The organism is Candidatus Poriferisodalis sp. (genome assembly GCF_965237655.1).
Lineage (GTDB): Bacteria > Actinomycetota > Acidimicrobiia > Acidimicrobiales > Poriferisodalaceae > Poriferisodalis.
This window is the reverse complement of the sequence record NZ_CBDEGB010000001.1, coordinates 1164622-1177643: the sequence shown is the minus strand read 5'-3', so window position 1 is coordinate 1177643 and position 13022 is coordinate 1164622. Positions and strand designations below refer to the sequence as shown.

Sequence of the window (13022 nt, the reverse complement as noted above, 5' to 3'; positions counted from 1 at the left end):
ATGCTGGCGGAATCATTGGGGCGAATCGGACGCATCGGGGGAATCATGAGCACGACCATCCAGAGAGACCTGTCCGCTCACGGCGATCAGCGCCACATGCACGAGGTGCACAAGATCGCGCACGCTGGCGCTGTGGACGCCGACGGACACATTCTCGAGCCACCCGACCTGTGGGAGGAATACCTCGAGGAGCGCTACAAGGACCGGGCATTGCGCATCGAGATCGAGCCTGAGCGCGGTCTCGAAGTGCTCATGATCGACAACCAACTGAGCAAACTGGCGCGCCCTGGCATGGTCTCCACGCTGGGTGCAATGGGCGCAGCCGACTTGCCTGACATCATGTTCAACCCCGAGCGCACATATCTGGGCGAGATCCCATTCGGCGCCATGGATCCCCATCAACGGATCGAGTTGCTCGACGCTGAAGGCCTCGACATCGCGGTCCTCTTGCCGACGATGGGACTGCTATGGGAAGCCGAACTCACCGACCCTGAGCTCAGCCAGGCCTACACCCGCGCTTACAACCGATGGATCTGCGAATTCTGCCGAGATCATTCGGACCGGCTCGTTCCTATCGCGCACTTGTCGCTCACCGATCCCGTCGCTGCGGCGGCTGAGCTGCGGCGCGCTGTTGCCGACGGAGTGCGAGGAGCCTTCGTCGCACCGTTCACACACAGTTCGCGCCCGCTCGGTCATCCCGATCACGACCCGGTGTTCCAAGCAGCGCAGGATCTGGGCGTCCCGTTTGCGATTCACCCCACCTTCGAACCGCAATGGACCAAGGGCACTCGTATGGGCACCTGGGAACACGTGCGCGACCTGCGGCTCACAGCGTCTATGACCGCGTCGGACGGCGTGCGTCATCAATTCGTGTCGCTGTTCGACTACGGGGTCTTCGACCGATTCCCCGAACTCAAGGTGCTAGTGCTCGAATCGGGCGGCGGATGGCTCGGCTATTGCCTGGACCGCATCGACGCGGTCTTCGCCCACACCTACACCGGCACCCGGGTGCCGCTGGAACTGAAGCCGAGCGAGTACTTCATGCGTCAGGTGTGGATCTCCTGCGACCCCGACGAGCGCACGATTCCGGCACTCGCGAAGCGCTTCGGGCACGACCGGTTCATGTGGGCCAGCGACTTCCCCCACGCCGACCACACCCCGGAATATGTTCTCGACCTCGACGAACTCGTCGACATGTTCCCCGCCGACAGGCAGCGTGACTTCATCGGCGACAACGCTCGCCGGCTGTTCGAGCTGTAGCTGGGGCTATCGCCGTGACCGCCAGTGAGGGCGATCAGCATTGCGGAGGCGGCCTCAGCAGCGGACGAGCAGCACTCCGGAGCGGGCCTTCGGCAAGAAGTAGGTGGTCTTCGGTGGCATCACACCGCCGAAATCGGCCACCTCGAAGACCGCTCCGAGCGGTACCGGCGCCAGCAGGATCGTTACCGGCACTTGGGAACCGGCGACGGTCGTAGGGCGGTACGTCAGCCTGGGGTCGGAATCACTCGAGACGCCGAAGATCTCGCTGAGAACGAACTCGTGCACGAAAGCGGCGTCCAGCCGGGTCGCAGGGTTGCGGACCGGCGAAGCATCGTCGGATGGCCCGGTGTGACGACGGCGTGCGCGGAACCAATGGCCCGCCACGCCGACGCCGATCCACCCGGGCGCGGAGGGGCGCGCGGCGGCGACGTCGGACACCTCGGTTACCTCGCAGCGAGCCCTCATCAGATCCAGGACGCGCCGGGGCATCATGTCGAGTTCGCTCAGCTCGCGGTCGAAGCTGCCGAGGTGCAGCTCATCAGTGGGAGCGCACGCCACGAGCACGTGCGAGAAGCCGGCTTGCCTGGCGGCAGCGACACGGTGGTGCCCGTCCACGATGTACAGCGGGCCGTCGAGACCGACGCTGGCGCCCTCGCCGCCCGGGACGACAGCGGGCCACAGCGTGACCCGCGCATCGTCGGCGGTCTTGGTGTCGAGCAGCGGCTCCAGCGGAGTGGACGACCCAGCTGCAGCAAGGGTGGCCTCGATGACTGCGGCGACGACTGACAGCCGCGGCGCTGTGACAACGACGGGACTCGACATTCGGCCGACTTCGGTGAAGTGCACTGCCAAGCCGTGGACCCGGCCAGGCTGAGTGTCCTCGTGCGGGCGCAGCTCATGGGAGCCGAGGCGCACTCCCCCAAGCAACGCATGCTGAGTGTGGCCGTCTGCCTCGACGCACTGCACGTACAGGCTCGGTGCGCGGGTGGAGCCGAACGCGCCCAGCCCGATGAGTCGATCAAGTGCCTGGGTGCTGCGCGTGGCGTGCTGCAAGTGCTCGCTCGGGTGACCGAAGCTCTCCGGCGGCGATCCGGCGACATGGGCAAATGAATCGGGATTCTCAGCGAGGTGCTGCGCCTGCTCCGAAGGCGTGAGCGAGTCGTATGGCGCGGGTATCACCGTCGGCGCCCATTCGGGCGTCAGAACACGCGCGCTGACCGGCTCGATCATCCGCTCTCCTTCCCCGCCGCACCATCTCGTTCGCCCGTGTTGCGGAGCTCGGGACGCACAGCAACGCGGCGGATCGAAGTTATCTCACGGTCGGCAGTTGTTTCGACGCGCGGCGCCTGTCAGGGAATGACACCGGCCTGTTTCAACTGCTCGATTGCATCCCAGTCGTAGCCGTGCTGAAGCAGGATCAACTCGGTGTGCTGACCCAGCTCGGGCGATGGTCCGCTGGGATTCCAAGCAGTCGCGGAAAAGTCGACGGGCGTCGCGACCATCTCGGTCGTACCGCCATCAGGTGCTGGCACCTCGACCCAGCAACCGGCGGCCTGAGCCTGCGGGTCGGATCGAAACTCCAGAGTGGACTGCACCGGTGCCCACCACACATCGTTTGCATCGAAGATCTCACCCCAGGCGGCTCGCGTCCGTGTGGCCATGACCGCATCCATCTCCGCCGTGAGAGCTGCCGTGTTCTCAAAGCGGAGCACGATGTCGCCAAAGCGTGGATCGTCGCTCCACTCGGGCCGATCCATCGCGCGAACGACGTTGGGCCAGTGCCGATCGCCTTCGAGGCCCAGCATCCAGAGCCACTCGCCGTCGCCGCACCGGTAGCAGTTGATGAGCGGGTTGGGCGGATTATCGCGACCCCTGGCCACGGTCTCGGCGCCGGTCATCGCGGTGATGTTGTGATCCCAGCCCAGCATGTAGGCGCCCAGGCGCATCAGGGAGGACTCGACGAGCTGGCCCTTGCCGCTGCTGGTGCGGTGATAGAGCGCTGCGGCCACCCCGGCTGCCGCCGCCAGTCCTGTCATGTGGTCGCCCATGCCGCCACGCTGGTAAGGGAGGTCGGCACCTTCTGGGGTGAGTGAGCGGGCGATGCCAGCACGCGACCAGAACGTGCCGACGTCATACGTGTGGCGATCTCGTTCATCGCCCTGCAGCGATAGCCCCGTCACGCTCGCGTAGATCAGCTGCGGGTAACGCTCCGACAGCGGCGGGTAGTCGAGGCCCATCCGTTCGAGCCCGCCGGGCCGGATGTTCGACAAGAAGACGTCGGCGGTTGCCAGCAGTGAGTGCAGAGCGTCGAGGCCCTCCGGTTGTCGCAGGTCCAAAGCGATACTGCGCTTGCCCCGATTGTCCAGATCGAAGGGGGGGTTGCCGACACCTGGGTACAGCCATTCCAATGAACGGAACGGATCGCCGTCCGGTGTTTCAACCTTGATGACGTCGGCACCCCAATCGGCGAGTATCCCGCCGCAGGCTGGTCCGGCGACCCACACGCCCAGCTCGACGACACGGACACCTTCCATCGGCCCGGCCATCCGTCCTCCCCTAGCTCAACGAGCCAATCGCGATGCGCCAGCCAACCCGGTTATGCGGCCGGCGCAGCGGCAACGCGGCAGGGTACTCAACCCCACTGGCACAGTCGCAAAGCGGTCTGCGAGTCGATGCGCTCGGCCGGGCCGAGGGTGCGGCTGGTTGCGGCTTCGATCCACTCAGAGGGATCCGGGGGCACGGTTGGGGCATCGGAAGAAAGCGTGACCGTGATCCCGCGGCGCAGCAGGCTTGCCAGTGGCCACAACCAGCTCTGCTCGGTAGCCGAAAGCTGTTCGCGGTACTTCGCCGCGCGACGGGTCACGAAGCTGGGTTGCGTAACCACGGCGACGCCAAGCCGTGCGATGCGGTCGAGCTGCTCTGGCAGCGCAAGCGCACAGTGTTCGATGCGATCGGGCTCAATCCGATCTGGCTCAATCCGCTCAGATTCGGCGGACCGGGTCGTGTCGAGGATCGGCGGATGCGCTTCGAGGGCATCGAGAGATGCTTGCAACGTGTCGATGTCCATTGCGTGGATGGCGACGGGAAATCGGCAGGCGCGAGCAGTCGCGACCAGTTCAGCGATCGCGCTGTCGTCGTCGTGGGGCGGCATCACCTTCGCGTGACCGATACGCACCCCAACTTCATCGGTCACAGCCGACAGTCCCGGCACGGTCATGCCAAAGGTCAGGTCTTCGAGAGAGTCGAGCCGATCGGCACCCACCATCGCCGTGACGTCCACAGACGGCGCGCCCGCTGCCGCTTCAGCCAGCAGTTCCAACGCGGCGAGGTCGTTCGTGTGCGTCGCATCGGTGCATGCGCTGATGCCCGCGGTGGCCAGTTCGGTCAGTACATCTGTGACAGTTGCCACCGTCGCAGCGCGGTCTGGCCGCGGCACCGCCGCTAGCACATCGTGGCGCTCGACGAGCACATCGCCGGACGCGAGGCCGAGTGCCCGACCCGCGGCGGTGTTGACTACGGCCACATGACCGGTGATGTGATGAAGCACGGCGGGATAGCCGGCGGCGACTGAGTCCAGCTCGGCAACCGTGGGATGGCGCCGCTCATCGAGCAGCGCATCGTCGTAGCCCCAGACCCGCAGCCACGAGTGCGAGGCATCACCCGCCGACACGGCGCCGCCTTGGCGGCGCGCAGCCAACGCAGCGGCGCTGCGGCGCCGTACGGCTTGCCGCACTGTGGCCAGCAACTCTTCTATGGACGTAGCGGCACTCACGTCCACTGACCGGCGTGCTGCGGAGCACGCCAGCAGGTGCAAGTGATCGTCGCGATACCCCAGAGCCGAGGTGGTGCTCACGGACCGAGCGAGCCCGGCGCGTTCACGCCCAGCCTCAGATCGAGCCTCAGATTCCCAGCTCTGCGAGCATCGGTATGAGGTCGCGGCGCAGCAGCTTGCCGGTGGAGGTCCGCGGAAGCTCGTCCATCAGGTACACGAACTCGGGACGCTTGAACGGCGCCAGGCGCTCGCGCGCATGGGCCACGAGATCGTCGCCGGTCGTGCCGCTGCCGGGCCGCACGACCGCCGCGGCCGTGACGCGTTCGCCCCATTCCTCGCTGGGTAGACCCACCACCGCGGCTTCGAGCACCGAAGGATGGTCATATAGCACAGCCTCGACCTCATCAGGCAGCACGTTCTCGCCACCCCGGATGATCATGTCGCCTGTACGGCCGGCAAGGAACAGGTAGTCGTCGTCGTCGAGGTAGCCGAGGTCGCCCGTGTGCACCCAGCCCTCGTCGTCGATCGTCACGCGGGTCTTCTCGTCATTGCCCCAGTAGCCGTCCATCGCGCGGAACGTCTTCAGCTGCACCTCGCCGATCACGCCCGGTGCGACTGGCTCGCCGCTGTCGGCGTCGACGACGCGGACCTGTACGTCCTCCAGCACCTGCCCGACCGAGGACAGCCGGTGCAGCTTGCGCTCCTTCTCCTCGGCGGTTCCCTCGATGCGGTGATCGTCGGGATCGAGGACCGCCACCGTGGAGGTTGTCTCGGTCTGGCCGTATGCCCCCGCGAACAGAACGTTCGGCGGAAACAGATCGATGGCTCGCCGGATCACCGACGGCGGCATCGGCGCCGCGCCATAGGTGATCGCCTCGAGGCCGCCGAACGCCTCGTGAGCAAAATTGGGCGCCTCAAGCACCCGAGCGAGCATGGTGGGCACCAGGAAGGCGTGGGTCACCGAGTGCGCCTGCACGCAATCGATCCACGACGAAGCCTCGAATTGGGGCAACAGCACCACAACGCGCCCGCTGTACAGGGCGTTCAGCATCGAGGTCAGCCCCGCGATGTGGTAGAGCGGCGCGGCCACCGCCATGCGACCCATGTCCTCGCCCGTGGCGGCGTCGTTGGTGCCCATCACGTAGCCGGTGATGGCGCCGTTCGTGAGCTTCACGCCCTTGGGCATGGCCGTGGTGCCGCTGGTGTACAGCAACGCGCACAGCCCGTCGGAGTCGACATCTTCGGGAACGGGCAGCTCGAATGCCTCGTCTCGTGTGGATGCATAGGAATCGGGGTCGTCAAGCACGTAGACGTGCTCAAGGTCGGCGGGCTTGTTCTGCTCGATCAGATCGCTATAGCGAGATTCGGTGAACAGCACGCTGATGCCGCTGTCGCTCAGCAGGTGAGCCGTCTCCTCGGCGCCGGCGCGGAAGTTCATCGGCACGACGGTGGCTCCGACGAATGCGCCGCCGAAGATGGCCTCCACGCACTCCACGCTGTTGGTGGCGAAGATGCCGACACGGTCGCCGACACCGACGCCGAGCGTCGTCAACATTCCCGCGGTGCGTGACACGTTGTCGAGCAGATCCTGGTAGGTGACTTCGCGCGCAGTGCCGCCGCCGGCCACCGACGCTGAGCCGTCGCTCGACTCCGTCGAGGTGTCGATCAAGATGACCTGTTCGCCAGCAATGGTCGCTGGCATGAAGAGCAGCATTCCCAGATTCACAACAGCCCCCTGTGGCCCGCGCGGACAGAGATCACGGCAGATACTCGCAGGTGTCGTTGCGGCGCGCCAGAACGGGCGCGAGCAGCGACACAGTCGCCTACCGCTGGCGCCGATGACTCGCTCGCTCTCCGCTGGGTCCGTACGCTTCGCGCATGAAGCGACTCGCGTCCGCCCTGCTGGGTCTCGGCTTGCTTGCAGCCGCGTGCAGCAGCGCCGGTGACACCACACCGGACACGGCGAGCGACGCAACAGCGGTGGCGCCAGCCACCGAGGCAGCGGCTCCAACCACTACTGCCGCTCCGGCGACTGAGGCCGCGCCGGAGACCACCGCGGCGCCGGCACCCACTACGCAAGCCCCGGCACCGGCGGCAACGGCCGCATCGACGCCTGAAACCACCGAGGCCGCGGAGCCTGCAGCTGACCCCGTCAACCCGCTCAGTGCTGCCGTCCTGGAGTGGATGGACGAGACCGGCGCCCCCGGCGTTGTGCTCGCCGTCACCCGGGGAGGTGCTGAACCGCTCACGTTCGCCTGGGGTGTCAGCGATCTCGCCACTGACACGCCGATGACCCCCGATCACCACGTCCGCATCGGGTCAGTAACCAAGTCCGTCACCGCGGCGGTCGTCCTGCAGCTCGTCGCCGAGGGACTGGTCGAGCTCGACGCACCGGCCGCGCAGTACCTGGGCGAAGACTGGGCACCCGGATACGAGCACGCCGCGGCGGTCACCGTGCGGGACCTGCTCGGGCACACCTCAGGCTTCGTGGAGTTCGCCGTCAACACGAAGTTCTATCAACTTGCGGCGTTACGGCTGGATGTGCCGACAACGCCCGAAGAGATCCTGGAGTTCGCTGCGGCGTACGGACCAGTGGCCGATTTGGGCACGGAATACCGCTACAACACCACCGGCTACGTCGCTGCGGGCTTGCTCATCGAAGCCGTCACCGGCAACACGGCGGCCGATGAGATCCGGGACCGGGTGTTCGATCGGCTCGGCCTATCGCACACCTACCTGACACCCAGCGAGTTCCCGCCCGAGCCCACCGCGAATGGGTACGTCGGCGGCACGTTCGCCTACGTGCTGGGCCCGATCCTGGGACTGACCACTGCCAACCAGATCGAACACCAAGGCGCCATCTACGTCGACATCGGCACGATGCCCCAAGAACTCGCCCGATCCGCCGGGTGGACCGGCGGCGGCATCGAAGCGCGCATCGGCGACGTGGCGCTGCTGATCCGAGGCCTCTTCGCGGGCGACATCCTCGATGCGAGCCAAGTCGCGCTCATGACGACTGGGCATCCGGATCCCGCCAACAACTACGGCTTGGGCATCAGCACCGACGAAGTCATTGGGCTGACGGTCCACTCTCACGGCGGCGGCGTGCCGGGCTTTCGCACTATCGCTGCATACGTGCCCGCGTTCGACCTCGGCATCGCCATCAATGCCAACCTGCTCGGCATCGACGCCGACAATGACGTGGACGACCTGCTCGTCACGCTTGCCCCGATCCTGGCCACGATGGGCTGACGGGCCGCCGAGCTAGCGATTCTGGGTCATCGGTCATACTTGCCCCGTCGGGACTGGCCTTCGGGGCCGGACAAGGGGGCAGCCGTGAGCCAGTTGTTGGCCGGCATTCGAGTGCTGGAACTGGCGACGGGAATCTCGGGTCCGTACCTGGGCAAGCTCTTCGCCGACCACGGCGCCGACGTCATCAAGGTGGAGCCGCCCGGCGGCGACCCCGCTCGACGTCACGGCCCCTGGGGCGACGCTGAGTCGCTGCCGCGCGACGCAGACAGCCTGGAACGATCGCCGCTGTTCCTGCATCTCAGCACCAACAAGCGCAGCGTGGTGGCAGACCTGGGAAGCCCGTCACCCAGTGCGAACGACCTTGAGTTCGTCCGGGCGCTCGTCGCGGAGTCCGACATCGTGATCGAGTCCTTCGCGCCCGGCCACCTCAACACCCTCGGGCTGAGCTACGACACCATGTGCCGTCTGCGACCGGGCATCGTGCTGACTTCGATCACCCCGTTCGGCCAGACCGGCCCCTATGCGGAGGCCGGCTATCGAGGCAGCGACATCGTCACGTACGCGATGGGCGGCCCAATGTGGGGCACCGGCATCGACGAGCGCGAGCCGGTGAAACTGAGCGGCGACGTCACCTCGTACCAAGTCGGCAACCTGGCAGCGGTACCGACGCTGGCTGCTTTCCAGATCAGCCAGCGCAGCGGCCGGCCCGCTCATGTGGACGTGTCAGCGTTCGAGGCCCAAGCAGGCACGATCGACCGGCGCACGTCCTACCTCATCTACCAGGCGTACACCGGTACCGACGTGGCCCGCGAGCCCCGTCAGCCGCAGCGGGCGTCCCCGGTCGGCTTCTACCCCGTGTCGGACGGCTGGGCCCTCGTGTTCACGCTCCCCAACTGGACGCCCCGCATGGTGCAGACACTGGCTGCGGCCGGACTTGGGCTCGGTGATGGCGATGGCGAGGATTCGCTGGCCGATCGATTCGCGAATCCCGGGTGGGTCTTCGATCCTGACCTGCCCGACATGGTCGAGACCGCTTTGTACCCGTGGCTCTTCAGCCACACCAAGGCGAGCGTGGCTGCAGCGGCGCAGGTGCACAAGTGGGGAGTGACGCCGCTGAACGCTCCCGTCGACGTGCTCACAGACGAGCACTTTGCAGCCCGCAGTGTCTTCGTCCCGGTCGCACATCCCGTGGCCGGGACCGTGACCCAGCTGACCGCGCCATTCCGCTTGCACTCGGACTCGAATTCGTCGTCGGACGCACGGCCCGACGTGCCGACCCGGGCGCCGTTGCTCGGAGAGCACGACGCTGCGATACGTGCCCGCGTCGCTGAACGCCCCGCCAACGGTGCTCCAACAAGCTCGGACAACCCCGATGGACTGGCCCATTACGAACCACCCCGCCTCCCGCTGGACGGCATCCGGATCCTGGATCTCACGGTGGTGTGGGCGGGTCCTGGCTGCACGATGTACCTGTCGGATCTCGGCGCCGAGGTGATCCGGGTCGACAATCCGTTCGTCTTCCCGACAGCCACCAGGGGCCTGATGGCGCGCCCGCCTGCCGAAGTCGTGCGCGAACTGGGGCCGCTGTCGGGGTATCCGGACAATGACCCGGGACCGCGGCCGTGGAACCGGCAGAACATGTTCAGCTCCCACGGCCGGGGCAAGCTGAGCTGCACGCTGGATCCGCGCACTGAGCTGGGTCGCGAAACGCTGCTGCGGCTCGTGGACCACGTCGATGTGATCGTGGAGAACAACTCCCTCGGCGTGCTGGCGAAGCTGGGCCTGGACTGGGAGACGGTCCACGCGGCAAACCCACGGGTGATCATGCTGCGGATGCCGCCGATGGGACTCGATGGCCCGTCGGCCGATTGGCTGGGCTTCGGCGCCAATTTCGAGTCGATGTGCGGGCTGACCGGTCTGCGGGGCTACGCCGACGACGACCCCACGAGCCTGACGTCGGTCTTCCACATGGACCCCGCCAGCGCTGCGACGGCTGCTTTCGCTGTGCTCGGGCTACTGGGCAAGCGCGATGGTGCCGGTGCCATGGGCGCGGGCGACAGTGGCAGAACGGGTGTTGGCGAGCTGATCGAGTTCTCTCAATCGGAAAACGTAATGCAGCACATCGGCGAGTACTTCATCGACGCTGCAGCCAACGGAACCCGTCATCACCCGCTCGGCAACCGGTCCGTGGCACGTGCGCCTCAGGGTTGCTACCGCTGCGCTGTGGACCCCGCCCGCCCGGACCAGGACGACGAGTGGGCCGTCATCGCGTGCGAGAACGACGCCGACTGGCAGGCGCTCGCTGCCTTGCTGGATCGGGGCGCTGGCGAAGGAGTACCGGGTCTTGAGGCCGACGAGCGGTTCGCGACACTCGATGGCCGCATGGCGCACCACGATGAGATCGACGTTCGCATCAGCGCCTGGACCGAACAGCTCACCTCGGCCGAGGTTTTCCATCAGTGCCAGCAGGCTGAGGTGCCTGGGGGGCCGGTGCTGCGAGAGTCGCAATTGCGGGCCGATCCGCAGATGGCGGACCGCTGCTGGTTCCGCCAGAACGGCTCGGTCGAGCAGGGCTGGCACAGCTTTCCGGGGCGCCAGTGGGGCTGGGACGGCCCTGAGATGCCGTGGCGTCCGATCGGGATCCTGGGCGACGCCAACGAATACGTCTTCCGGCAGATCCTGGGCCTCGATGACGCCGAATGGCAGGCGCTGTGCGACGAGGGCCACATCACCCGGGACTACCTGCACCCCGACGGCACCCCGCTGTAACGGCCTTGCCTCTCGCCGCTTCGGTGACCCACAGAAATGTGCCGCACGCCACAGGTAGATTGCGCTGATGGCAACTGACACGGGCACGGACGCGGAGGCCACGGCCGCCGAAATCGAATTCTGGGTGGACCCCATCTGACCCTGGTGCTGGGTGACGGCCAGGTGGGTCGTTGATGAAGTCGCTTCCGAGCGCAACCTGAATGTCAAGTGGCAACCGATCAGCCTGCTGTTCAAGAACGAGCCGCCAACAGACAGCCCGTACTACGACGCAGTCGTGGGCACCCACGGGCATCTGCGGGTGATGGAGTCGATCCGCGCCGCGGAGGGCGACGATGCCGTGTTTGGCGTCTACTGGGACTTCGCGAGCCGCATCCACCACGACGACGACCGCGATTTCGACATTGCGAAGGCACTCGAAGAGCTGGGGATCGATCCCGAGCACGCCAAGGCAGCGACGGACGAGTCGTGGGACGCCGAGATCCGCTCGCGCATGGACGAGGGTTTGGCGCTTGTCGGCACTGATGTGGGCACGCCGATTATCGCCCTCGACCGCAGCGACGGCGAGCGCGTCGGGATCTTCGGCCCGGTGATCACACGGGCGCCCAAGGGCGAAGATGCTCTGAAGCTGTGGGACGGCATGATCGCCATGATGGATGTGGACGGCTTCTGGGAGCTGAAGAAGACCCGCACCGAGCGCCCTGAGTTCGGCGAGCGTCCGGTGACCGTCGCGCCGGTCGGCTGACCGGCCCCGAACAACGGCCTCTGGGGCGATGAGCGGCACCATCCTCGACGATCTCAAGATCATCGACACAGACAGCCACTGGTCCGAGCCCTATGACCTGTGGACGTCGCGCGCGCCTGCGAAGTACCGAGACCGGGTGCCGCGGATGACCACCAAGGACGGCAAGCGCCGCTGGTGGTTCGACGACTCGATCCCGATCGGCCTGCCCATCGCGTCGTCGGTTCTCGGCCCCGATGGCGAGAAGGTCACTGGCACGGTGTTCTTCGACTTCGACAACGAGATGGTGCATCGCGCCAGCTACGACGCCGAGGCGCGGGTCGAGATGCTGGACCAACTGGGCATCGAAGCGCAGATCATGTACCCGAACGTGGCCGGCTTCGGAAATCAGAACTTTCTGAAATCGCCCGACGACGCGCTGCGGATCATCTCAGTCGAGATCTACAACGATGCTCTCGCCGAGTTCCAGGAGGCCAGCGGCCAGCGGCCAGCGAGTGTTCGGCATGGCTCTGCTGCCGTGGTGGGATCTCGACGCCGCGGTGCGGGAGATAGAGCGCTGTCACTCAAACGGCCTGCGAGGCATCGTGACCTGCTCGAACCCCGAGGAGGCGGGCCTGCCCGACATGGCGATGCCGCATTGGGATCCCGTGTGGCAGGTGTGCTCGGACCTGCGGATGCCTGTGAACTTCCATATCGGCTCGTCCAAGGGCAACTTGGACTACTACGGCAAGGCGCCGTGGCCGTCGTTCGGCCCCGAACGCCGCTTGGCGGTGGGCTCGGCGAACCTGTTCATGGGCAACGCCCGGGTCGTAGGCAACATGATCTACTCCGGGGTACCCGAGCGCTTCCCGGAGCTGAAGTTCGTCTCGGTCGAAAGCGGCGTTGGCTGGCTGCCGTTTTTCTTGGAAGTGCTCGACCACCAGATGCACGAGACGGCGCCCAACGAGCTGGCCGAGCTGTCGATGCTGCCCTCGGACTACTTCCGGCGCCAGTTCTACGGCTGCTTCTGGTTCGAGCGGTCCACGGTGCGGCCAACGGTCGAGTACGTCGGCGCGCAGTCGCTGATGTTCGAGACCGACTTCCCACACCCCACGTGCCTGTATCCCCGTGACGACCACGATCTGGTCAAGGCGCTTGAGGGCATTCCCCTTGACGACGTCGAGCGGATCATGTCGCTCAACGCCGCCGAGCTCTACCGCATCGACATCTGACCCAGTCCAACGACTGGTT

The 13022-nt window shown here is 66.4% G+C and carries 9 protein-coding genes; 5 read left to right on the top strand and 4 right to left on the bottom strand.

Translation table 11 applies throughout. The features are described from left to right. The first annotated feature begins 45 nt into the window (after positions 1-45). On the top strand, positions 46-1260 hold the full coding sequence (locus tag ACPXYO_RS05675) for an amidohydrolase family protein (protein WP_423917513.1): 1215 nt from the start codon (positions 46-48) through the stop codon (positions 1258-1260). A gap of 54 nt (positions 1261-1314) precedes the next feature. On the opposite strand, the gene ACPXYO_RS05670 is transcribed toward ACPXYO_RS05675, so the two are convergent. The 4 genes from ACPXYO_RS05670 to ACPXYO_RS05655 all read right to left on the bottom strand — a co-directional run bounded on the left by ACPXYO_RS05670 (position 1315) and on the right by ACPXYO_RS05655 (position 6734). Next, positions 1315-2490, bottom strand: a complete 1176-nt coding sequence (locus ACPXYO_RS05670; protein ID WP_423917510.1) for a DUF1015 family protein — start codon at positions 2488-2490, stop codon at positions 1315-1317. A gap of 119 nt (positions 2491-2609) precedes the next feature. Continuing rightward, a complete protein-coding gene (locus ACPXYO_RS05665) occupies positions 2610-3806 on the bottom strand; it encodes a CaiB/BaiF CoA transferase family protein (RefSeq protein WP_423917507.1) in 1197 nt (398 codons plus the stop codon). Positions 3807-3892: 86 nt separating this feature from the next. After that, positions 3893-5113 carry an amidohydrolase family protein gene (locus tag ACPXYO_RS05660; RefSeq protein WP_423917505.1) on the bottom strand — a complete coding sequence of 407 codons (1221 nt, stop codon included), beginning with the start codon at positions 5111-5113 and terminating at the stop codon, positions 3893-3895. 46 nt (positions 5114-5159) lie between these two features. Beyond that, the gene (locus ACPXYO_RS05655) at positions 5160-6734 is read right to left on the bottom strand and encodes a class I adenylate-forming enzyme family protein (RefSeq protein WP_423917502.1); all 1575 of its coding nucleotides are present in this window, start codon (positions 6732-6734) and stop codon (positions 5160-5162) included. A 176-nt stretch (positions 6735-6910) separates the two neighbouring features. Between ACPXYO_RS05655 and ACPXYO_RS05650 the strand changes: the two genes are divergently transcribed. From ACPXYO_RS05650 to ACPXYO_RS05635, 4 genes are all read left to right on the top strand, one after another. Further along, positions 6911-8284, top strand: a complete 1374-nt coding sequence (locus ACPXYO_RS05650) for a serine hydrolase domain-containing protein (protein ID WP_423917500.1) — start codon at positions 6911-6913, stop codon at positions 8282-8284. Positions 8285-8368: 84 nt separating this feature from the next. After that, positions 8369-11053 (top strand): CaiB/BaiF CoA transferase family protein, encoded by a 2685-nt coding sequence (locus ACPXYO_RS05645; protein WP_423917497.1) that lies wholly within the window; start codon positions 8369-8371, stop codon positions 11051-11053. A 151-nt stretch (positions 11054-11204) separates the two neighbouring features. Next, positions 11205-11795 (top strand): disulfide bond formation protein DsbA, encoded by a 591-nt coding sequence (locus ACPXYO_RS05640; protein ID WP_423917494.1) that lies wholly within the window; start codon positions 11205-11207, stop codon positions 11793-11795. A 446-nt stretch (positions 11796-12241) separates the two neighbouring features. Then, positions 12242-13003 (top strand): amidohydrolase family protein, encoded by a 762-nt coding sequence (locus ACPXYO_RS05635; RefSeq protein WP_423917491.1) that lies wholly within the window; start codon positions 12242-12244, stop codon positions 13001-13003. Positions 13004-13022: the final 19 nt, after the last annotated feature.